This window comes from Janthinobacterium svalbardense (assembly GCF_002327145.1).
In the GTDB taxonomy this organism is placed as follows: domain Bacteria; phylum Pseudomonadota; class Gammaproteobacteria; order Burkholderiales; family Burkholderiaceae_D; genus Janthinobacterium; species Janthinobacterium tructae.
In genome coordinates, this window is sequence record NZ_CP023422.1 from 2,650,557 (window position 1) to 2,670,585 (window position 20,029).

Below are 20,029 nucleotides of genomic sequence, written 5' to 3' on the forward strand. Positions count from 1 at the left end.
ACGCCGGGGTTTTGGTGGTGGCGTCGTCGGATGGAGGCCTTGAGTTCTGCAACTGTGGCGAGTGGCAGTAAAGTTGTTCGGGCTGGCAGGGCGGAAGGGAAGTTGGGCGGCGCCGTCCGGTTCGGTCGCAGTCAGGGTGTCAGCCTGACTTTCGGGCGCGTGAGTCCGCTTGGGCCCCATTGCAGACGTTGCAGTAGCTGAGCCGTAGCTTCGATAGCTTGCCTTAGAGTGCTTAAGGGGTATCGGACTTGAGCGCCGGATGTGCAGCGAACTCTTCTGGATACCATTTCTCAAGCAACGCAAGCGTAAGCTCCCCAATCGACTGCGCAGCCTTCTCGCGACCTTTGCCTGCCAGTTCTGTAAGTGGCAATTCCATTTCAAGCGGATGCTGTCGATTTGCGTCTCGCTGATGAGTTATGACAAGTTCGCCAGCTTGGTTAATGCAAAACGCTAGGTATGGATGATGCATGTTATTGCTTCCGTGGCAGGCTAATCTTAACCCGTGGTTGTCTTGAAACTGCGCCCTGAGTCTGGACGTCCGCTCTTGGCCGGTTGCCATCGCTGGCAGGTTACGGCACAATGCGGACTGCCATTCCCTGGCTGTAAATTGATGCGGCCTAGGAGCGCGATTAGAAGACCACAAGCGTCCCATCAGGCAACAGACCACATGGCCAATTGCCTTCGTGATAAATCATCAAAGCGTCAAGCCAAAAATTAGGTTGGGCATTCAAGACTTCCAAGGTAGCCATCCGCACACAATAGATTGCCGAATCTTTGGCGGCTTGTGTGAAGTCGTTCGCCCCGGAGAAAATCGTCCTGTCGGGCACCACCCTCAATGATTTCAAGGCCAACTTGTAGGACGCCATGACTTCTTGCTGGTACGCAGTTCCATTGTCCTTCAAGATGGTCCTGAGGTGCTCTCCATGGATCGGGTCGGGTTGATCGCGGGAGCTGGGCAGCCAGTCCATATCTGAAGCAATTTTTGCTAAGCCAGTGTCTAACTCCGCTGGAAAGCGTGGCCTGTCCCAGGCACTCAAATTCGGGAGCGCTATTTGGCCTTCGCTAGGTTGATAGCTACCTAGTGCGCTGAACCACTGGGCGTTAACGACTGCATGTCTTATTCTGTCCATTAATCAACCAGCCTCTTAAGTCCAAGCATTTTCTACAAGGCCTGCTCCCGCAGCGATAGAGTCATGCTCTGCGCTTACGTGACAGGCCGATTTTGGCCGGTTGCCGCCGTAGGCGGGGGCCGCCACTTGGCGGACGTAGCAGTCGAAGCGCGTTAAAACGGGACTAAAAGCCACCAAGCCTCGCCCCGTGTCATAGCTTGCCCGAAGCAGGAGTGCGTTTACGTTCTGGTAAGCTGTATCCTTTTCCCGCTCCATAAAACTCATCATGGACAACCGGCTTAAAACGGCATTTTCCACGAGCACTCGCTCCTTCTTAATATGGAGGTCCGCTTCTGGCCGATTGCCATCATCGGCAGCTTCCGCCCCAAAGAGGAGGTTCGGTTTGTGAGCACTGTCGTGGAAGCTTACGACTCGACGTCGCATATACGGTCGCGCCCCCCGGACTTGGCCTGATAAAGACGGCGGTCTATTCTATCGAGAAAAACATGGGGGTCAACCAGGGCGCTGGGCAGGATAGTGCCGACGCCCATGCTGACAGTGACTAAGCGACCAACGCCGGAGCGTGCATGCTCGATTTCCTTGCGCGCCAGCAGCTTGCGACAGCGCTCGGCCACGTTGCGGGCTGCTCCCTCGTCCGTGGCTGGCAGCAGCAGCACAAACTCCTCGCCGCCCAGGCGGGCGCATAGGTCGCGCGAACGTGAAGCGCCCTCATCCATTGCCTGGGCCACACGACGCAAACAGTCATCACCTTGCATGTGGCCATAATGATCGTTGTACTGTTTAAAATAATCTATGTCGATCACGATCAGCGACAGCGGTTCGCCAGTGGCGCGCGCCTTGGCCCATTCGATCGCGTACAGCGTGTCGAACATGCGGCGGTTTGCAACGCCTGTCAGGCTGTCGCGGTAGGTGAGCACTTCCAGCTCGCGCTGCAACTGGAGGATCTTGTCCTCGGCCTGCTTACGCTCGGTAATGTCGAACATGAAGCCAACCAGCGATTCGACGCTGCCGTCCTGGCGACGCACCACGTGCACGACGTCTCGGATCCAAAGCTGTTCTCCGTCGGCCGTTAGCGCCCGATAGTCAGCTTCGTGATCGAGGCCCATCTGCGACTGTGCGACACAAAAATCGACCGTCTTCTTGCGATCCTCCTCCAGGATGCGTTCGGCCCAGTCGTTTACGGACAGCCAACTTGACTGTTTCCAACCGAGCAACTCCTCAATTTGAGGGCCAATGTAAGTGAAGCGCATAGTGGCCCAGTCGATTCGCCACGGAATTGCGCGGGTCGACTCCAGCAATGTTCGATAGACATCTGAATCGTCGCAGGCGACGGTGGAAGAATCGAGAGTAGGGGTAGTCATCATGAATGAATGTGAGAAGGAAGGTATTGTGTACTGGATGTCCTGTATGGCCGGTTGCCGTCGTTGGCAGGCCCGCCCCATGACAGGCGACTGTTTGCAACAGTCATCCAGCCAAAGCTTATGAGCAGCTCAGCAGTGTCTAGTGAATTCGTGGCAATGTACACATCCAGCAGCATCGTCACTGTCGACAATACCAGCAACTGAAGCAAAGCGGGAAACAAAGCTCGTGGTATCGGCTGCATGAACTTCCATTACAAGCTCTTCGCCGGTAGGGCCAACGCAGATTTACTGCTCCCTACGCAAGAAAATAGTAGCGATAACGCCAAGGAAAAAAATCCTTGCATGAACCGGTACAACTTCAGGCGCAAAGGTGCAAGCAAAGAAAATTAACGAGAAAGAGAAATGCGGGAAATTTTCTGTCCCAGCTGAAGCTGTATTTCATATTCCATCATTTCATTATTGATTTTAGTTACTCAGGTTTCGCTTCAACGGCTGCTCCTGGCCGAACGCTGCCTTTAATCATAGGCCATTCGCTGCCCCACCTCGTATGCCTTTTCATGGCAATAAAACAGGATAAGCGGCGTGTCGTTCGAATAGACCATCGCGTCGTCACGTGAAGGGACAAAAATATCCGACCAATTTTCGACCAGGAACACACTGCTGCATAAAAAACAGTCGTCTTCTCCAAACACAACTACGACCTGCTGAATTCCCGGCACACGCGCACGTAGCCAGCTGGTCGCGATGGCCACATCATTGCCGAATGCGAAGCGCTCGATAGAGCCAACGGTGTTAACGTCCAGGCCGAGATGCGTCTTCGAGTCATGAAGGCCCACTAAACGATATGCACGGCCGGCACCCTCGGCATTCAGCCAAACGATATCGGCTGAGTGGTGATTTAGCTCCTGAACCCTCCAATGTGTTGCGTTCATAGTCTCTCAAAATCCAAGGCGTTCATGGCCGGCATTTTTAGGGCAGCATCGTGCCCAGGTGTGACATACATGCCTGCTCACTTGCATACCGATTACTAAAGTGGATCCATCAGTCAAGACACTTTGCCGACTAATTTAAGCTGTGCCCGTTTCCACTGCTTCAGCTGCCCGGCGCTGACCCGTATTGCTCTTTTCCTGTGACTTTTTATCGTCGTCACCGAACCGGTCGACGATCAGCGCACCGCCGCCGACGCCGTCGCGGTAGACTTGGTCGGGCGTCTGGTAGCTGAGCGACTGGTGCGGTCGCTCGGCGTTATAGAACGCGAAATACTGCGCCAGGCCCACCATCAATTCCGCCATATTGGCGTACCCCTTCAGGTACACATCCTCGTACTTCACGTTGCGCCACAGCCGCTCGACGAAGATGTTGTCCAGCGCTCGTCCACGCCCGTCCATGCTGATGGCGACGCCTTCGCGCTTGAGCACATCGGTGAAAGCCGTGCTGGTGAACTGCGAACCTTGATCGCTGTTGAACACCTCAGGCCTTCCATGGCGGCGCACGGCATCGTCCAGGCAGTCCACGCAGAACGACGCGTCCATGCTGTTGCTGATGCGCCAAGACAGCACCTTGCGGCTGTACCAGTCGATGATTGCCACCAGATACGCGAAGCCCCGCGCCAATCGAATGTAAGTGATATCTGTCGACCACACCTGGTTCGGCCGCGTCACCGGCACGCCGCGCAACAGGTACGGATAAACCTTGTGCAGAGGATGCGCACGGCTCGTGTTAGGCCCCGGCGCCATACCCGCCAAGCCCATGCCGCGCATCAGGCGCTGCACGCGCTTGCGGTTGACCACGTAGCCGGCCACACGCAAGGACACAACCATCCGCCTGCTGCCATAAAAAGGCCGGCTGGTGTATTCCTCGTCGATCAGCGTGCGCAGCTGCAGGTCGCTCTCGTCTTCACATGCCTGCCTGGATGCAGCGTCGATCTGCCGGTACACCGTCGCGCGCGGCACGCTTGCCAGCTCGCATTGGCGCGTCACGGGCAGCTTCTCGTGCCCGGTTTCGATCCAGCCCAAGCGCTCCTCCCGGCTCACGGCCCCAGCTTTTTTTTAAGCCAATCCACTTCCATCTTCAGCCGACCGATCTCACCGTACAGCTTATCCTCGGGGCTGCTTTCATCGATCGGCTTGGGGCCGCGCTTGGTGTCGAACAGCACCCCCGCGTTCTCCAGGATTTCCTTTTTCCACTGTCCCACCAGCACCGGATGCACGCCGAACTCTTGCGCGATCTCCGTCACCGTCTTGACACCGCGAACGGCCTCCAGACCGACCTTGGCCTTGAACTCAGCCGTGTGTACCCGACGTTTTTTTCCTTCACTCATTTGCTGTCATCCCTTTCGCGGACCACAGCTTAAACCATCGTCTCAGATTCGGGATCCACTATATACACCTGGCTTAAAACAAGGCTGTCGTCATGACCAGATTCTGTCTGCGACAAGCATAAGCAGAATCTAATTACATTTATATGACAAAAAAACAGTGTATCCTACGATCCCGGCAGCTATGTTTTTGTCGATGCAAAGGAAAAGCTGCGGTGTTTGCTCCTGCTAGCGGAGTATCTTTTGATTGGCGCACTATCATGGATATTCTGCATGATAAATGCCATGCCGCTGACTAATACCCAGGCACTGCGCGATGCCGGATAGCCAGCGCAGTTACTTTTATCACAATGATAGGGAGATCCCCAAATTGGCGCATATCGAAGAAAGCATCCACATTGCTGTCCCGCCCACGCTCATCGATCAAATCTGGAGTGAAGTTGACCGATGGCACCTGTGGGATCCGGATACAAAGCAAGCCCGGCTCAATGGGCCATTCGCAGCGGGAACACAGGGCAGGATAGTGCCGAACAAGGGGATGGGTATTGCGATGCTGGTTACCGAGCGCACCGCAGGCCGCTCGTTCACCGTCGAGGGCTACATCCCGCTGTTCCGCATCCACTTCGAGCACACGGTTGCCGCAGTAGATGGCGGAGCGGAAGTCGTTCACCGCGTGTGGTTCACTGGAGCGCTTGCTTTTCTGTTCGGGCCAGGCGTTGCCAAACAAGTCCGGCAAGGGCTACCCAAAACGATGCGTTCGCTCAAGGCCTATGCCGAGAAACGCCACGCGACTCGCCATGATGGCGAGGTGGATGGGGTCAAGGCGACAACAGCCTGACAGATAGTTTCCCCTCGTCAATTCCTTGCAAAGCACCGCGTCAAATTAACGTGCCCTTCCCGTCATGATGGAATACAATTCTTGCGTGGCAGCCAGCTTGCCTGGCAAGGCCGGGCACGGCGTCACGCTTTGACCTCGGAAAGATGTTTGCTTATGACGCTGCAGTTCCCCCTGCCGAATGTACCCCTTGCGCCGCGCGCGCCTTCCATTCTGTCCAAGCCATTCGGCTCCCTGTTTTCCTTGACCCTGTTCTGCCTGATTCCTGCCGCGTCCGCTCTGGCAGCCGCGCCTGCCAGCAGCAGCGTCATGCTGGAAGAGCTGACCAGCACGGAGTTGCGCAGCCGTATCGACCACGGCGCCACCACCGTGCTGGTGCCGATCGGCGGCGTCGAGCAGAGCGGGCCGTATATTGCGCTGGGCAAGCACAATGTGCGCGCCGGTCTGCTGGCGCGCCAGATTGCGCAAAAGCTGGGCAACACCATCGTCGCGCCCGTCGTTTCCTACGTGCCGGAAGGCGCGATTTCTCCGCCGGCCGGCCACATGCGCTTTGCCGGCACGATTTCGATACCGCCAGCCGCCTTCGAGGCCATGCTGGAAGGGGCGGCCGCCAGCCTGCGCCAGCATGGTTTCCGTGACATCATCTTCCTCGGTGATCACGGCGGTTACCAGAAGAACGAGCAGAATGTGGCGAATAAGCTGAATCGGGCCTGGGGCAAAGCTTCCACGGCGAAAGATGCGCGTGCGTATGCCTTGCTCGATTACTATGACATCACGCAATCACAATATATTGCCGAGCTGCAAAAGCGCGGCCACAGCAGCGCCGAGATCGGCCTGCACGCGGGCTTGGCGGACGCGGCGCTGATGCTGGCGACGGACCCGTCGCTGGTGCGCAGCGAGGCCATGGCGCACGGACCCAAGCCCGGCGTGGCGGACGGCGTGCGCGGCGACGCCACGCGTGCCACGGCCGAGCTGGGCCAGATCGGCATCAAGCTGCAGGTGGACACGTCGGTGGCCGCCATCAAGCAATTGCTGCAACGTAACAAGTAAATTCTCCGCCGGCAGTACTGAACTCCCGGCTTTTGCAACGAAACGACGCGAAATCACATGAAAAAATCTCAACGACGCACCATCGTCACCTTGTCCGCCCTGGCTGCCGCACTGGCCGGCCTGGGCGTGGCCAGCCAGGTCATCGGCGCCAGCACGCCGGCTCCTGCCGCTGCCGCGCCGGCTGCCGCCTATTCGCCGCTGCCGGGCATGCCGCCGCTGGTGGACCCGAAAAACGTGTATGGCAGCATCGCCAGCAGCAATATGAGCCCCGTCGTCAAGGATCACTTGCGCAGAGTCTACGTGCCGAACCTGCGCTCGAACGACGTCTACGTGATCGACCAGGACAGCCTGAAAGTGGTCGACAAGTTCAAGGTCGGCAGCGGCCCGCAGCACGTGGTGCCGTCGTGGGACTTGCGCACGCTGTGGGTGGCGAACAATGCCGAGCGCACGGACAAGGGCAGTCTGACGCCGGTCGATCCCTTGACGGGCAAGCCGGGCAAGGAAGTGCCCGTCGACGATCCCTACAATATGTACTTCACGCCGGACGGCAAGTCCGCCATCGTCGTGGCTGAAGCGCGCCACCGCCTCGATTTCCGCGATCCGAAGACCATGGCCGTGCAGTATTCGATCGACACGCCCCAGTGCGGCGGCATCAACCATGCGGATTTCTCGAATGACGGCCGCTACGCCATGTTCACCTGCGAGTTCGACGGCACCATCGCCAAGATCGATCTGGTGGGGCGCAAGGTCGATGGCTACCTGAAATTGCAGATGCCGGCCAAGCGTTTTGCCGAGTCCGGTCCCGTGGGCGGCCCCGCGAATGAAATCTGCAGCGTCAAGAAGGGCATGCCGCAAGACATACGCATCTCGCCGGACGGCAAGAAATTCTTTATCGCCGACATGGATGCCGACGGCGTGCACATCGTCGATGGCGCCACCCTGAAGGAAATCGGCTTCATCCAGACGGGCGTGGGCGCGCATGGCTTGTACCCGAGCCGTGACGGCAAGAAACTGTACGTGGCCAACCGCGGCACGCACCGCATCCACGGCAAGCGCAATGGCAAGGGCAGCGTCAGCGTGATCGATTTCGCCACCGAAAAAGTGGTGGCGAACTGGCCGATTCCCGGCGGCGGCAGCCCCGACATGGGCAATGTGAGTGCCGATGGCAAGTATCTGTGGCTGTCAGGCCGTTTCGACGATGTGGTGTATCGCATCGATACGAACAGCGGCGACGTGTCCAAGGTAAAAGTCGGCCAGGAACCGCACGGCCTGACCGTGTGGCCGCAGCCGGGCCGCTATTCGCTCGGTCATACAGGCAACCTGCGCTAGGCAGGGGAAGCGCATGGAAATCGATTCGCTGGAGCAACTTCGCGCGCATTATCCGCCCGCGCAGGGGCGGTCGCTGAGCAAGCAGCTCGACCGTCTCGACCCGCATTGCATCGCCTTCATCGGGCTGTCGCCGTTCGCCGTGCTGGCCACGGGCGGGGCCGGCGGCCAGCTCGATGCCTCGCCGCGCGGCGGCGCGCCCGGTTTCGTGCACGTGCTCGATGCCCATACCTTGCTGCTGCCCGATGCCAAGGGCAATAACCGCCTCGACAGTTTCAGCAATATTGCCGAGACGGGCAGGGCGGGGTTGCTGTTCATGATCCCCGGCGTCGATGAAACTTTGCGCGTAAATGGCGAGGCCAGTCTCAGCGACGATCCGGCGCTGCTGGCGCACTTTGCCGCCGAGCGCAACCCGCCACGCCTGGTCATGCGCCTGCGCGTGGCCGAGGCTTACTTGCACTGTGCCAAGGCCCTCATGCGTGCGCGCCTGTGGGACAGCACGGCGCAAGTCGAACGCGGCGTCTTGCCGACGATGGGCCAGATGATCGCGGAGCAGACGGGCGGCAGCGGGCCGCAGGAAACGCAGGCGCAGATGGTCGCCCGCTACGCGCCGGATCTGTAGTTTTGATTGCCTAAAATGCAATATTGGCGCATACTGCATTACCTGTCCCCTTAGCTGTCCCCTTACCTGCGAGGAGTACCATCATGATTCTTGATCACATCGGTTTGAATGTCAGCGATGCCGAGGCCAGCAAGGCCTTCTTTTCGGCCGCCCTGGCGCCCCTGGGGGTGTCGGTGGTGATGGAAGAGCAGGGCTGGGTTGGCTTGGGCAAGGATGGCAAGCCCGATTTCTGGTTTGGCGTGGGCGGCACGCCGCATGCCGGCATGCATCTCGCCTTCACGGCGGACAACCGTGCCCAGGTGGACGCGTTTTACCAGGCTGCACTGGCAGCGGGCGGCAAGGATAACGGCGCCCCCGGCATCCGCGCCATGTATCACCCGAATTACTACGGCGCCTTCGTGCTGGGGCCGGACGGTCACAATGTCGAAGCCGTCTGCCACCATCCCGAACCCTGACACCGTTCATTACCAGAAGAGAGCAGCATGAAGCAAAGCGCCACCCTGTTTGCCGACGATGCGGGCCGCTATGCCTACGTGAAAGCGGGATTTTCCTGGCCGGCCCTGTTGCTGGGCTCGTTCTGGGCCGTGGCCAAGCGCCGCTGGTGGCTGTTGCTGCTCATGCTGGCGATGGATGTCTGCCTGTGGTTTGGCAGCCATCTGGCCACCGAACTGCACATCGGTCCGATGATGCTGCTGATGGCCGCCGCGGAGCTCAGTTACCTGCTGGCACGTGGCTGGTATGGCAACCGCTGGCTGGAAGCTTCGCTGCGCAGCCATGGCTACAAGCCCGTCGTGCCGGACACCGGCGCCGCGCGTTGAGCGTGCCTGGCACAGATTTTCCTTCCTGTTACTGACGTTTGCCAAGAGCAAGCTGTCCAGCCAAAACTTTCTGCGCAGCTTAGCGCACCTTTGATCCAGATCATGCCTCACCTGCGGTGCTCACGTAGCCTTGGGACTCGCGTTGCAAAGCATCTTCCCACCAATCGGATATGTTTTTTCGCGTTTCGTGGCGTAGCCCGGTCGTCTGCTTCACCGTTCGACAACCGGTGGTGTCGCCTTGTATTTACCCAACCGCTCTAATGAGGAACTCCATGTATCCATATTCCCGTAGTGTTACCCCAGCCGTCAAAAACCACCTGGAAGCCCAACTGGCTTTTTTCAATGGTCTGTCGAAGTCCTTGTTCCAGTCGGTGCAGCACTTCAGTGACCTGAACATGCAGCTGGCGCAAGGCTTGCTGGAAGAAACCACCGTCACCAGCCAGAACCTGCTGACGCTCGAGCGCGCTGAAGATGTGTTCCAGGTGGCTGCCGCAGCGGGCCAGCCAGCCGCCGAGCAATTGCGCAAGTATCAGCAACAGCTGTCGCGTCTGGCCGCCGATACGCAGGTCGAACTGGCCAATGTGGCCGAGCAGCATGTGAATGAAACGAGCCGTACTGCCAAGGCCCTAGCCGAAGAAGTGGCCCGCACAGCCTCGGAAGAAACGCAGAAAAACGTGCGCAAGCAGCAGGAAGCCATGCAGCGCGTCGCCGAACCATTCCAGGCCAACCACCAAAATGGTAGCAACCGCGACCAGCAGCGCGGTGCGCACAGCCGTGACGGCCAAAGCCTGCAAAGCGCCAGCCAGCAGGGTAGCCAGCAGTCGGCCGGCAGCGAAAGCTCCGCCAGCGGCAGCGCATCGCAAGCGGGCTCCGCACAAAACAAAACCAGCAGCGCCAGCCGTAAAGAGTAAGCGGGCTGCTGCCGGTAGCTGAATGCCAGCTAAATTCGTATCGCAAGGGCCGAGCCTTGGGATGTTCTTAGCTGGCGCAGCATCGTGCGTAGTGGTCCGGGCAGAGCGCCCGTCCTTCAGGGGGCGGGCGCTTTGTCGTGGGTGTGCGCGACGGCAGTCTGCGTGCCCGCGCCCATCTTACGTGTCAGCATGGTATCCACCTTGCTGTTGGCGTCGATAAAGGCGCTCACGGCGTCCAGCGTGGGGGCCAGCATGCGCAGGGGGCTGGCCAGCGAGGCGACCAGGGTGGTATGGCTGACCTTGTCGAAATACACTTCCGTCACGGGCCGGTGCAGTGCCCGCAAGGCGGTGGCCAGGCCACCTGTATTGCGCTGCGGATTGACCAGCTTGTCCTGTCCGGGCAAGGGGGCGATCAGCAGGGCGGGCGGGGCCTCGGCAGTCACGTGATGGATGGGCTGCGAAGCGGCGGGCGTGTCCGGGTAAAAGAAGACGGGCCGGGTGGTGTTGTTTTCGATCGGCAGGAAATCATACGGACCGGCCAAGCCTATCCAGCCGCGCAAGTCGTGCGGGTGCATGCCGTGGCGCGCCAGCAGGCTGGCGTCGAGCGCCACCATCGCCGCATTGTAGGCACCGGCGCTATGGCCCATGACGAACAGGCGGGCGGGGTCGCCGCCATGGCGGCTCGATTCCATCGCGGCCCAGGCCACGGCGCGGGCGGCATCCTGCAAAATCTCCGGGTAGTGCACCTCCGGATACAGCCGGTAGTCGGCGATCACGGCCAGGTAGCCGCGCGCAGCGAGCGCGTGGCCGACGAAGGCATAGTCGGCGCGCTCGCCCTCCGTCCAGTTGCCGCCATAAAAGAACACCACCACGGGTACAGGCCCCGTGCGGATTTTTGGGGCGTACACATCGAGTTTTTGCCGTGGCAGGGGGCCGTAGGCCAAGCCCCGCGTCACTTGCGAGGCGCTGCCGGACGACAGGGCATTGATGGCGCTCAAGGGTGAGCAAGCGGCCAGGCTGGCGGCGAGCGGGATGGTCGCCAGCAAACCGAGCAAGGTGGTGCGCAGGGTCGTCATGCTGGCTCCTGATTGTCATGAAGGATGTTTGCAGTGTAGGCCAAGCGGCGCGCGGCAGGCACAAGTTGTTGCGGTAGCATAGAAATTATTCGGAAAGTATGTTGTCTTGTAGCAGCCATTTGCGCGCCGTGGCGATGACGGCGTCCGACAGGGTGCGCGTGAGCGGCGTCTGGATGTCCCAGGCATGCCAGGTCAGGGGCACGTCGAGCGCCTGCCCGGCCGCCACGTCGACCAGCCTGCCAGTGGCCAGTGCCGTTTCCGCCTGCAGCAAAGGCACCATGCCGTAGGCATAGCCCGCTTCGATGAAGCGCACGAAGTCGCGCGCCGAACCGAGCACATGGTGCGGATAGCGGCCCGTGTAGCCGAGGCGGTGCTGCAGATAGCGCTCGTGCAGGGCATCCTTGCTGCCAAACGTGATGGCCGGTGCCTGGCTGACGGCTTGCACCGTAAAACCATGGGGAAACCATTGCTGCGCGAACGCGGGCGACGCCACGCACAGGTAGCGCATGCCGCCCAACGGCGTGGCCGTGGTGCCGGCCACCAGGTCGTTGGCGCTGGTGACGCAGGCAAACACGCGGCCTTCGCGCAGCTGGCTCAGGGTGTGGTCCTGGTCGTCGAGGCGGATATCGAGCAGGCAGGACGGCGGCGAAAGTAGCGGCCCCAGCGCTTCCGGGATCCAGGTGGCGGCGCTGTCGGCGTTGACGGCGATGGCCAGCTCCGGCAATTGCGTGGTGGGGCCGGGCTGGGCGTCGAGTGCCGCCTCGAGCAGCTTGACTTGGCGGTAATGGGCGATCAGGCGCTGGCCCGCTTCCGTAGGCAGGGGTGGGTGGCTGCGGATGATCAACAAAGTGCCTTCCAGGTTTTCCAAGGTGCGGATGCGCTGCGACACGGCCGGCTGGCTGATCGCCAGCGCCTGCGCGGCCTTTTCAAAGCTGCCCAGACCGATCACGGCGTCGAGGGCGGCCAATCCACGATAATCGACGACGCGCATAAGATTCTCTTATATATGGTTAGAATCATTCATTATACTTATATTTACTTTTTCTTTACACTGTTGAAATAGGGTAACAACTCCACTCTCCCGCGCGGTCCTCCTGGTTCCGCACCACCCTCCACCTACCTCTGATGACTTTGCCGTTGCCGGCAGAGCGTGGGCGGCCGTGCGCGTGATGGAAAGCAATACAAAGGAATCGATATGGACAGCGCAATTTTCTTGAAAGGCATGGGGCTCGGAGCGAGCCTGATCGTGGCCATTGGCACGCAAAACGCATTCTTGCTCAAGCAGGGGCTGAAGCGCCATTACGTGCTCACCTGCATACTCGTGTGTTTGCTGTGCGACGCCATCCTGATCACGGCCGGCGTGGCCGGCATGGGCACGTTCATTGCCGACAATCCCAACTTTCTGCTGTGGGCCAAGGCTGGTGGCGCCACGTTCCTGATCGCCTACGGCTTGCGCGCGGCCAAGTCGGCCTGGCGTCCAACGGCCATGGCGGTGTCGGCGGCCAAGTCGCCTGAAGGCTACTGGGCCGTGATCGGCGCGGCATTGGCGTTCAGCCTGCTGAACCCGCACGCTTTCCTCGACACGGTGATTTTGCTCGGTTCGATCGGCGGCCAGCATGAAGGCGTGGGGCGCTTCTACTTCGCCGGTGGCGCCATCATGGCTTCGGCCCTGTGGTTCTTCCTGCTGGGCTTTGGCGCCCGCTACCTGGCGCCCGTGTTTGCCAAGCCCATGGCCTGGCGCGTGCTCGACGGCATCATCGCCCTCGTCATGTGGGCCATCGCCGCCTCGCTGTTCCTGTAATCAGCGGGTCAGGAAGTTCAATACGCGGCTGGCCAGCTTGCCATACGGCGGCCACAGCAGTTTCAACGCGCTGTAGCGCGCCTGATAGAACACGGGGCGCAGCTTGCTGAAGGTGTGAAAGCCTTCCACGCCGTGGTAGTGGCCCATGCCGGACTCGCCCACGCCGCCGAAGGGCAGATCGTGCTGGCCCACATGGTACAGGGCGTCGTTGACGGACACGCCGCCCGACATCACCGTATCGATCAGCAGCTGTACGGTAGCTGCCTGGTTGCTGAACGGATAGATGGCCAGCGGGCGCGGCCCCGCGTTGATGCTGTCGATCACCGTGTTCAGATCTGTATAGCCGCGCAGCGGCAGGATGGGGCCAAAGATTTCCCGCGTCAGCAGCAGGCTGTCTGCGGGGGCATCGAGCACGATGTGCGGCGCGATCTTGCGCGTGGCCCGGTCGTATGCAGGCCCCGGTAGTAGGGGAATGACTTGTGCGCCCCGTTGCCGCGCTTCGTCGAGCGCCTGCAGCAGGCGCTCAAAGGCGGCCTCGTCAATGATGGACGTATAGTCGGGCGTGTCCAGCCGCGGGTAGCGCATGGGCACGATCTGGCGCGCGTGTTCGACGAAGGCGGCGATGCTGGCCTCGGGTAGCCAGGCGTGGTCGACGCTGGTGCAGATTTGCCCCGCGTTGAGGTATTTGACAAACAAAATGCGTTCGGCTGCCGTACGCACATCGAAATCGGCGCAGACGATGGCCGGCGCCTTGCCGCCCAGCTCCAGGGTGACGGGGCACAGATTGCGCGCGGCCGCCGCCATGACGGCGCGGCCCGTCTGGCCGGAACCCGTAAACAGCAGGTGGTCGAACGGCAGTTGTGAAAAAGCGATGCCCACGCCGCCCGTCTCGTCGAAAAACTGTAATTTTTCCGGCGGGAAGTAGGCGGGCATCTTCTCGATCAAGAGTTGCGCCAGGTGGCGCGAATTCTCGCCCATCTTGACCATGGCGCGGTTGCCGGCGGCGAAGATGTAGGTCAAAGGCACCAGGCTCAGGTTGACGGGGAAATTCCACGGCACGATGACGCCCACCACGCCCAGCGGCTGGGGCAGTACGCGGTTGCGGGCGCCAAGGAAGGTGCGCCAGTCCACGCTGCGGCGCTGCGGCTTCATCCATTTTTTCAACTGTTTCAGTACGTGATCGATCCCGTCGATGGCGGGGAATATCTCCGCCAGCAAGGTTTCGTGCCGGGAGCGGTTGCCATAATCGGCGCTGATCGCCTCGCATAGCGCGTCTTTATGCTCGCGGATGAAGCGCTGCAAGGTTTGCAGGTCGCGTTTGCGCTCGGCGAACGTGGGTACGGGGTGGACCAGGCAGGCGGCACGCTGCACGGCCAGGGCTGCAGCCAGCTCGGCGTTCTTCAGCTCCATGTTGTTTGCGACATCAGGCATGTTTCTCCTTGGCTGGCCGGGCAATACGCGCGCCGTTCCAGCGCACTATAGCGGACTATGCAGACAAGCGCCGCCGCACGATACGCCGTAAAATGTCCGGCAACTGTACGCTACCCTTTCCAGGAATGCCATGACCCCGACCACGCCAGACTCCCTGCACATCGTGTGCCCCCATTGCGACGCCGTCAACCGCCTGCCGGCCGCCCGCTTGATTGAACAGCCCACTTGCGGCAAGTGCCAGAAAGATTTGTTTACGGGCCAGCCCGTGGACCTGGCCAGCGCCCGTTTCCTCAAGCATATCGAACGCAGCGACATTCCCGTGCTGGTGGATTTCTGGGCACCCTGGTGCGGTCCGTGCCGCAGCATGGCGCCATTCTATGTGCAAGCCGCCAGGACACTGGAGCCGGCATTTCGTGTCGTCAAGGTCAATACGGAAGCGTCGCCAGACCTGGGCAGCCGTTTCAATATCCGCAGCATTCCCACCCTGGCCCTGTTTTTGCGCGGCGTGGAAGTGGCGCGCCAGCCGGGCGCCATCGATGCGCAGGCCATCGTCGCCTGGGCCAGGGACAAAGCCCGCCTGTGAGCCGCTAGGCAAACCATCACTGGTTTTCATTTGACATTTAATATGGTGCCATATTATATTGTGCCATATGATAAAGCTCGAACAGAAATACACGGCCCTGCTGGGTGAGGTGCAGCGCCGCGCCAGCGGTCTCGACATGACACAGTCCACGGCGCGCTTGCGCCTGTGCTTTGAAGTGCTGGGCCTGGCGTCCGCCATCGATGGCGATTGCGCCACGCGCCTGGGCAGGCATGGCTTGTCGGAAGGCAAGTTCGTCTTGCTGTCCTTGCTGCGCGACGTGCCCGACGGACTCTCGCCGCACGCGCTGGCCGAGCGGGCAGGCGTGACGCGCGGCACCATCACGGGCTTGCTCGACGGCCTGGAGCGCGATGGTTTCCTGGCGCGCCACGCGGACCAGGTCGACCGGCGCAAGCTGCTGGTGCGCCTGAGCGCCAAGGGAGAAGCTGCCGCTGCCACCCTGGTCGACGAACATGCGCAATGGATCGCCAGCCTGTTTGCCGATTTCACGCCGGACGAGATGCAATTATTGAGTGGACTGCTGGAAAAAGCCTGGCGCAAGACGGACCGAGGTTCTGCATGAGCCGTGGCGTCGCCGATATCGCTCCCGCACGGCTGGCCCTGCTGAATGGGGGCAGCGCGGCCAGCGCCACCCTGACGGAAGGGCTGGCCATCGATTTTGCCCAGCTGCTGGCTGCAGCCGTACCCGACATCGGTGCCGCCCGGCTGGAGCGGATGCGCGCGCAGGCCGCAGCGGGCATCACCAAACGCATGGCATTGGCGGCGCAATTGCTGCTGGAAGCCGATGCCGACCCGGCTGTGCTGCAAGCGCATCCATCCGACACGGTACGTGGCTGGGCTTGCTTTGTCGTCGCCGCCCAGGCTGGCTGGTCCTTGCCGCAACAGCTGGACGCCATGCGGCCGCTGGCCAACGATGGCCACTTTGGCGTGCGCGAATGGGCCTGGCTGGCGCTGCGGCCGCATCTGGCGGCGAGTCTTGACGAGGCCATTCGCTTGCTGGCGCCGTGGACGGCGGACCCGTCGGAAAGAGTGCGCCGCTTTGCCTGCGAAGCGCTGCGCCCGCGCGGCGTGTGGTGCGCGCATATCGCCCGGTTAAAAGAACAGCCGCAGCTGGCCTTGCCCCTGTTGCAGCCCCTGCGCGCCGACCCGGCCATCTACGTGCAGGATTCCGTGGCCAACTGGCTCAACGATGCTGCGAAGAGCCAGCCAGACTGGGTACGCAGCCTGTGCGCGCAATGGCTGCTGGAAAGCCCCGTTGCCGCCACGGCACGCATCTGCAAGCGGGCCCAGCGCTCGCTGGCCTGATCATTCATCACCGAAGGAGAAACCATGCATTACCTGTTAGAACTGTACAGCCCGAAACCCGCCTGGCTGGCCCTCGATGGCGCCGCGCGCCAAGCGTATTTCGCCACGGTGGGCGCCGGCATGGCGGCCTTGTCCGGCAGCGGCGCCGAAGCGCTGGCCATGGGCGCCATCGACGGCGGCAAGCTGCATGCGGCTTGCCAGCGATTTTATGCCGTCTGGCGCTTCCCGGACGAGGCTGCACTGGATGCCTTGCTGGCCGGTATCGCCGCCACGGGCTGGCACGATTATTTCGACACCGTCAATGCGGCCGGTCCGGCCGTAGATTTCCCCGCGCACCTGGCGCAGCTGGCCGCAGTCTAAGCGTCCGACGTTTTCCCTGCCGCTGCGGTACAGTGGGCATTTTCATCCAACCACCGACGTTGATGCCCATCAAACCGTTTTTCACCCTGATGCTTGCCCTGGCGCCCATGCTGGCGTCGGCAGTCCCTGCCAGCCCGCAAGCCCTCGTTGTCGCCGCCCGCAAGCAGGTGGGCGTGACCGTGCAGTACGATCCGCGCTACGAACGCCTGGCCTATCCGGGTGGCGACGTGCCGCTGGAGCGGGGTGTGTGCACGGACGTGGTCGTTCGGGCTTACCGCCAGCTGGGGCAGGATTTGCAGGTGCTGGTGCACGAAGACATGCGCAAGGCATGGCAGGTGTACCAGCAGCAGGGACGCTGGCAGATGAAGGGGCCGGACCGCAATATCGACCACCGCCGCGTACCGAACCTGGGCACCTACTTTGCCCGCCACGGCACCAGCCTGCCGCCAAGCAAGAAAGCGAACGCTTACCGCGCGGGCGACATCGTCACCTGGCGCCTGCCGCGCAACCTCACGCATATCGGCATCGTCAGCGACAAGCAGTCGTGGAGCGGCGTGCCGCTGATCATCCACAACATCGGCGAGGGCGCTCGTGAGGAAAATATCTTATTCAGCTATCCGATTACGGGGCACTATCGCTGGCAACCGCGCTGAGTGGCAGGGGCGCCATGTCTTGCAGGATCGCCAGCACGATGGCCAGCGCCGTGTCGATATCGAGCTTGTCGATGGCGCCATAGCCGAGGAACAAGCCTTCATGGCGGGCGGGGCCATGGTAAAAGCTGGCCAGCGCATACAGGCTGATGTCGGCCAGGCGCGCGCGGCGCAGCAATTCGGCGATATCGAGCGGCGCCTGCGCCAGCGCCGCCACGTGGAAGCCGGCGCTGGCCGGCACCAGGCGGAACCACGGCGACAACGGGCCGTTGAACCAGTGCTGCAGCCGTTCGCGCCGCCCCGCATAGATGTCGTGGCAGCGGCGTATGTGGCGCAGCAAATGGCCGTCGCCGATGAACTTGGCCAGCGCATGCTGGCCCAAGCTGGCCGTATGGCAATCGCTCAGGTATTTCACCGTCTGCATGGCGGCCACGAGGGCTTGCGGCAGCACCACATAGCCGAGCCGCAACTCCGGCAGCATGATCTTGGAAAAGCTGCCCACGTGCGCCACGACGCCATAGCGGTCCATGCTTTGCAGCGCATCCTCGGGCCGGCCTTCATAGCGGAAGGCGCTGTCGTAATCGTCCTCGATGATGATGGCCCCCAACTGCCGGGCACGCTCCAGCAAGGCGTGGCGGCGCGCCATGCTCATCGGCATACCGAGCGGAAATTGATGTGCGGGCGTGACATAGATCAAGCGCGTGCCGTCAGGAATTTGCGCGACGACAAGGCCATCCTCGTCCACTTCCACGCCCACCACGCGCGCGCCCTGGCTGGCGAATATGGCGCGCGCCACGGGGTAGCCGGGTTCTTCCACGGCAACCGTGTCGCCCGGCTCCAGCAGGGTCAGCGCCAGCAAGTGCAAGGCTTGCTGCGCGCCGCTGGTGACGAGCACTTGTTCCTCGGTGCAATGGATGCCGCGGCTGAAGGCGGCATGGCCGGCAATCGCCGCGCGCAAGGCGGACAAGCCTTCCACGGGGCCATAGCGGCCGCGCGCCTGCCCATCCTGGCGCAGCGCGTGCAGCATGCAGGCGCGCCATTCACTTTGCGGGAAGTGTGCGGGCGTGGCGCGTCCGCCGATGAAGGCGTAGCGCGCGGGCGTTTCCTGGCTGGCGCTGCGCAAAGGCGTGGGCGTCGCTTCCCAGCGGGCGATGCGCTGCGCGCTGGCCAACGGCGTGCTGGCATGGCGGCGCTGCGGCGAGGCGTGCGGCGTCTGCACGAAGCTGCCCACGCCGACCTTGCCGACCAGCAGCTTTTCATAGCCGAGCTTGTCATACACGTCGGACACCGTCTTGCGCGACAAGCCCAGCTGGCTGGCCAGCAGGCGCGAAGGCGGCAATTGCTGCCCGTCCGTCAGGCGGCCCGAGCGGATGGCTGCGCTGAGCTGGCGGTACAGCTGGCCGCCCAGGTCGCGCTTGCCGTCGATCAGGATATGTAATTCCATGGGGTATCTGTTGGTGGTCTGCCGTTTTTCGGCAGGATTGGCCTGCCGCGCGAACTTCTTGCGCTTTTACAATGATGCATCTTTACTCCATCAAGGAATGCATCATGACACAGCAACGACTCGATTTTACACAAGCTTCGCCCGACGCCGTCAAGGCCATGTACGCGCTGGAAGCGGCGATTGCCAAGCTGGGCGTGGAACACTCGCTGCTCGAGCTGATCCGCCTGCGCGCCTCGCAAATCAATGGCTGCGCCTTTTGCGTGGACATGCACACGAGCGATGCGCGCAAGGCGGGCGAAACGGAACGCCGCCTGTATGCCGTGTCCGTCTGGCGCGAAACGCCATTTTTTACGGTGCGCGAGCGGGCCGTGCTGGCCTGGACGGAAGCGCTGACCCTGCTGCCGCAAAGCCAGGCGCCCGATGACGTGTATGCGGCGCTGGCGCAGCAATTGACGCCGGCGGAGATGGTCAACGTCACCCTGGCCATCGGCTCCATCAATACCTGGAACCGCCTGGCCGTGGGCTTCCGCAAGATGCCCGAATAAACCCAGTGTTCGTTCGCGAACAGACGCATGACTGGTTCCTGCGTAGGCTGATCATACAATTGATATCCTAGGGAGCAGCCATGCAAGTACATACCGGGGAAGGCGCCGAAAAGACGCCGCAGCATGAGGAAGAGGCGCGCCGCGAATTCATCGCCGAACTGTGGCGGCGCTTTGAAACCTTGCAGGAATGGGCCGTCAGCCACTGGCCCGACCAGCAACATCCCTTGAGTTCTGCCGACTTCGTCGAGACGCGCAAGGAGATTTTGAGTTTGCGTTCGCCGGCGGGGTCGTTGAACCAGCCGTCGCAGAACAATGAAGCGGAACCGGAGCAGGGCGGGGCGCAGTATGTCGATGTGACGCCAGCGCCTTGGCCGTAATCTTGGCCGTAGGTCGGATTAGCGCTTGCGCGTAATCCGACTTGAACCGCCAACAATGGTGTCGGATTA

At 61.6% G+C, this 20,029-nt stretch carries 24 protein-coding genes; 15 read left to right on the forward strand and 9 right to left on the reverse strand.

Annotation, left to right across the window (positions count from 1 at the left end; translation table 11 throughout):
- Positions 1-232: 232 nt before the first annotated feature.
- From CNX70_RS28160 to CNX70_RS11910, 5 genes are all read right to left on the reverse strand, one after another.
- Complete coding sequence (locus CNX70_RS28160; protein ID WP_157750989.1) at positions 233-469, reverse strand: hypothetical protein; 237 nt, start codon at positions 467-469, stop codon at positions 233-235.
- Between the two features lie 160 nt (positions 470-629).
- Positions 630-968, reverse strand: a complete 339-nt coding sequence (locus tag CNX70_RS11890) for a hypothetical protein (protein WP_096234847.1) — start codon at positions 966-968, stop codon at positions 630-632.
- Positions 969-1,534: 566 nt separating this feature from the next.
- Positions 1,535-2,491, reverse strand: coding sequence for a sensor domain-containing diguanylate cyclase (locus CNX70_RS11900; RefSeq protein WP_096238408.1), 957 nt, complete (start codon positions 2,489-2,491; stop codon positions 1,535-1,537).
- A 515-nt stretch (positions 2,492-3,006) separates the two neighbouring features.
- Entirely contained in the window at positions 3,007-3,423 is a 417-nt protein-coding gene (locus CNX70_RS11905; protein ID WP_096234849.1) for a hypothetical protein, read from the reverse strand.
- Positions 3,424-3,558: 135 nt separating this feature from the next.
- Positions 3,559-4,811, reverse strand: a protein-coding gene (locus tag CNX70_RS11910) for an IS3 family transposase (protein ID WP_244198854.1) whose coding sequence is annotated in 2 segments (ribosomal slippage) — positions 3,559-4,532 and positions 4,532-4,811 — 1,254 coding nt in all. Because the reading frame shifts where the segments join, the coding sequence is not laid out codon by codon here.
- A 313-nt stretch (positions 4,812-5,124) separates the two neighbouring features.
- Here CNX70_RS11910 and CNX70_RS11915 point away from each other — a divergent pair.
- The 7 genes from CNX70_RS11915 to CNX70_RS11945 all read left to right on the forward strand — a co-directional run bounded on the left by CNX70_RS11915 (position 5,125) and on the right by CNX70_RS11945 (position 10,370).
- Complete coding sequence (locus tag CNX70_RS11915) at positions 5,125-5,646, forward strand: SRPBCC family protein (protein ID WP_096234850.1); 522 nt, start codon at positions 5,125-5,127, stop codon at positions 5,644-5,646.
- Between the two features lie 153 nt (positions 5,647-5,799).
- A complete protein-coding gene (locus tag CNX70_RS11920) occupies positions 5,800-6,693 on the forward strand; it encodes a creatininase family protein (RefSeq protein ID WP_096234851.1) in 894 nt (297 codons plus the stop codon).
- Between the two features lie 57 nt (positions 6,694-6,750).
- Positions 6,751-8,022, forward strand: coding sequence for a YncE family protein (locus CNX70_RS11925; RefSeq protein ID WP_096234852.1), 1,272 nt, complete (start codon positions 6,751-6,753; stop codon positions 8,020-8,022).
- 13 nt (positions 8,023-8,035) lie between these two features.
- Positions 8,036-8,641, forward strand: coding sequence for a pyridoxamine 5'-phosphate oxidase family protein (locus tag CNX70_RS11930; protein WP_096234853.1), 606 nt, complete (start codon positions 8,036-8,038; stop codon positions 8,639-8,641).
- Positions 8,642-8,724: 83 nt separating this feature from the next.
- Positions 8,725-9,096: a VOC family protein gene (locus CNX70_RS11935; RefSeq protein ID WP_208624527.1), complete on the forward strand. Its 372-nt coding sequence runs from the start codon at positions 8,725-8,727 to the stop codon at positions 9,094-9,096.
- Between the two features lie 27 nt (positions 9,097-9,123).
- Complete coding sequence (locus CNX70_RS11940; protein WP_096234854.1) at positions 9,124-9,459, forward strand: hypothetical protein; 336 nt, start codon at positions 9,124-9,126, stop codon at positions 9,457-9,459.
- A 272-nt stretch (positions 9,460-9,731) separates the two neighbouring features.
- Positions 9,732-10,370 carry a phasin family protein gene (locus CNX70_RS11945; RefSeq protein ID WP_096234855.1) on the forward strand — a complete coding sequence of 213 codons (639 nt, stop codon included), beginning with the start codon at positions 9,732-9,734 and terminating at the stop codon, positions 10,368-10,370.
- A gap of 116 nt (positions 10,371-10,486) precedes the next feature.
- Here the strand turns inward: CNX70_RS11945 and CNX70_RS11950 are convergent, their stop codons facing one another.
- A complete protein-coding gene (locus CNX70_RS11950; protein WP_096234856.1) occupies positions 10,487-11,446 on the reverse strand; it encodes an alpha/beta hydrolase in 960 nt (319 codons plus the stop codon).
- 85 nt (positions 11,447-11,531) lie between these two features.
- Positions 11,532-12,437, reverse strand: a complete 906-nt coding sequence (locus CNX70_RS11955; protein ID WP_096234857.1) for a LysR family transcriptional regulator ArgP — start codon at positions 12,435-12,437, stop codon at positions 11,532-11,534.
- Positions 12,438-12,641: 204 nt separating this feature from the next.
- On the opposite strand from CNX70_RS11955, the gene CNX70_RS11960 reads away from it, so the two are divergent.
- Entirely contained in the window at positions 12,642-13,247 is a 606-nt protein-coding gene (locus CNX70_RS11960; RefSeq protein WP_096234858.1) for a LysE/ArgO family amino acid transporter, read from the forward strand.
- On the opposite strand, the gene CNX70_RS11965 is transcribed toward CNX70_RS11960, so the two are convergent.
- A complete protein-coding gene (locus CNX70_RS11965) occupies positions 13,248-14,678 on the reverse strand; it encodes a coniferyl aldehyde dehydrogenase (protein WP_096234859.1) in 1,431 nt (476 codons plus the stop codon). It abuts the gene before it with no gap.
- A 130-nt stretch (positions 14,679-14,808) separates the two neighbouring features.
- Here CNX70_RS11965 and trxC point away from each other — a divergent pair, with 130 nt between their 5' ends.
- The 5 genes from trxC to CNX70_RS11990 all read left to right on the forward strand — a co-directional run bounded on the left by trxC (position 14,809) and on the right by CNX70_RS11990 (position 17,597).
- Positions 14,809-15,261, forward strand: a complete 453-nt coding sequence (gene trxC / locus CNX70_RS11970) for a thioredoxin TrxC (protein ID WP_096234860.1) — start codon at positions 14,809-14,811, stop codon at positions 15,259-15,261.
- Positions 15,262-15,331: 70 nt separating this feature from the next.
- Positions 15,332-15,841, forward strand: coding sequence for a MarR family winged helix-turn-helix transcriptional regulator (locus tag CNX70_RS11975; RefSeq protein WP_208624560.1), 510 nt, complete (start codon positions 15,332-15,334; stop codon positions 15,839-15,841).
- On the forward strand, positions 15,838-16,584 hold the full coding sequence (locus tag CNX70_RS11980; protein ID WP_096234862.1) for a HEAT repeat domain-containing protein: 747 nt from the start codon (positions 15,838-15,840) through the stop codon (positions 16,582-16,584). Before CNX70_RS11975 ends, CNX70_RS11980 begins: the two co-directional genes overlap by 4 nt.
- A 24-nt stretch (positions 16,585-16,608) precedes the next feature.
- Positions 16,609-16,944, forward strand: a complete 336-nt coding sequence (locus CNX70_RS11985) for a DUF6616 family protein (RefSeq protein WP_096234863.1) — start codon at positions 16,609-16,611, stop codon at positions 16,942-16,944.
- 62 nt (positions 16,945-17,006) lie between these two features.
- Positions 17,007-17,597, forward strand: coding sequence for a DUF1287 domain-containing protein (locus CNX70_RS11990; RefSeq protein WP_208624528.1), 591 nt, complete (start codon positions 17,007-17,009; stop codon positions 17,595-17,597).
- Here the strand turns inward: CNX70_RS11990 and pdxR are convergent.
- Complete coding sequence (pdxR, locus tag CNX70_RS11995; protein WP_096234864.1) at positions 17,566-19,038, reverse strand: MocR-like pyridoxine biosynthesis transcription factor PdxR; 1,473 nt, start codon at positions 19,036-19,038, stop codon at positions 17,566-17,568. The two genes, CNX70_RS11990 and pdxR, sit on opposite strands and share 32 nt — an antisense overlap.
- 104 nt (positions 19,039-19,142) lie before the next feature.
- Here pdxR and CNX70_RS12000 point away from each other — a divergent pair, with 104 nt between their 5' ends.
- Complete coding sequence (locus CNX70_RS12000) at positions 19,143-19,583, forward strand: carboxymuconolactone decarboxylase family protein (RefSeq protein WP_096238411.1); 441 nt, start codon at positions 19,143-19,145, stop codon at positions 19,581-19,583.
- An 80-nt stretch (positions 19,584-19,663) separates the two neighbouring features.
- Positions 19,664-19,960: a hypothetical protein gene (locus CNX70_RS12005; RefSeq protein WP_096234865.1), complete on the forward strand. Its 297-nt coding sequence runs from the start codon at positions 19,664-19,666 to the stop codon at positions 19,958-19,960.
- The last annotated feature ends 69 nt before the right edge of the window (positions 19,961-20,029 follow it).

Bases quoted from the DNA above. Each gene is read 5' to 3' on its own strand.
- CNX70_RS11890 (WP_096234847.1), bottom strand. From the start codon at position 968: ATGGACTGGCTGCCCAGCTCCCGCGATCAACCCGACCCGATCCATGGA.
- CNX70_RS12005 (WP_096234865.1), top strand. From the start codon at position 19,664: ATGCAAGTACATACCGGGGAAGGCGCCGAAAAGACGCCGCAGCATGAG.
- CNX70_RS11925 (WP_096234852.1), top strand. From the start codon at position 6,751: ATGAAAAAATCTCAACGACGCACCATCGTCACCTTGTCCGCCCTGGCT.
- trxC (WP_096234860.1), top strand. From the start codon at position 14,809: ATGACCCCGACCACGCCAGACTCCCTGCACATCGTGTGCCCCCATTGC.
- CNX70_RS11990 (WP_208624528.1), top strand. From the start codon at position 17,007: ATGCCCATCAAACCGTTTTTCACCCTGATGCTTGCCCTGGCGCCCATG.
- CNX70_RS11915 (WP_096234850.1), top strand. From the start codon at position 5,125: ATGCCGGATAGCCAGCGCAGTTACTTTTATCACAATGATAGGGAGATC.
- CNX70_RS28160 (WP_157750989.1), bottom strand. From the start codon at position 469: ATGCATCATCCATACCTAGCGTTTTGCATTAACCAAGCTGGCGAACTT.
- CNX70_RS11965 (WP_096234859.1), bottom strand. From the start codon at position 14,678: ATGCCTGATGTCGCAAACAACATGGAGCTGAAGAACGCCGAGCTGGCT.
- CNX70_RS11935 (WP_208624527.1), top strand. From the start codon at position 8,725: ATGATTCTTGATCACATCGGTTTGAATGTCAGCGATGCCGAGGCCAGC.
- CNX70_RS11960 (WP_096234858.1), top strand. From the start codon at position 12,642: ATGGACAGCGCAATTTTCTTGAAAGGCATGGGGCTCGGAGCGAGCCTG.
- CNX70_RS11930 (WP_096234853.1), top strand. From the start codon at position 8,036: ATGGAAATCGATTCGCTGGAGCAACTTCGCGCGCATTATCCGCCCGCG.
- CNX70_RS11940 (WP_096234854.1), top strand. From the start codon at position 9,124: ATGAAGCAAAGCGCCACCCTGTTTGCCGACGATGCGGGCCGCTATGCC.
- CNX70_RS11955 (WP_096234857.1), bottom strand. From the start codon at position 12,437: ATGCGCGTCGTCGATTATCGTGGATTGGCCGCCCTCGACGCCGTGATC.
- CNX70_RS11920 (WP_096234851.1), top strand. From the start codon at position 5,800: ATGACGCTGCAGTTCCCCCTGCCGAATGTACCCCTTGCGCCGCGCGCG.
- CNX70_RS11985 (WP_096234863.1), top strand. From the start codon at position 16,609: ATGCATTACCTGTTAGAACTGTACAGCCCGAAACCCGCCTGGCTGGCC.
- CNX70_RS11945 (WP_096234855.1), top strand. From the start codon at position 9,732: ATGTATCCATATTCCCGTAGTGTTACCCCAGCCGTCAAAAACCACCTG.
- CNX70_RS12000 (WP_096238411.1), top strand. From the start codon at position 19,143: ATGACACAGCAACGACTCGATTTTACACAAGCTTCGCCCGACGCCGTC.
- CNX70_RS11950 (WP_096234856.1), bottom strand. From the start codon at position 11,446: ATGACGACCCTGCGCACCACCTTGCTCGGTTTGCTGGCGACCATCCCG.
- pdxR (WP_096234864.1), bottom strand. From the start codon at position 19,038: ATGGAATTACATATCCTGATCGACGGCAAGCGCGACCTGGGCGGCCAG.
- CNX70_RS11905 (WP_096234849.1), bottom strand. From the start codon at position 3,423: ATGAACGCAACACATTGGAGGGTTCAGGAGCTAAATCACCACTCAGCC.
- CNX70_RS11980 (WP_096234862.1), top strand. From the start codon at position 15,838: ATGAGCCGTGGCGTCGCCGATATCGCTCCCGCACGGCTGGCCCTGCTG.
- CNX70_RS11900 (WP_096238408.1), bottom strand. From the start codon at position 2,491: ATGACTACCCCTACTCTCGATTCTTCCACCGTCGCCTGCGACGATTCA.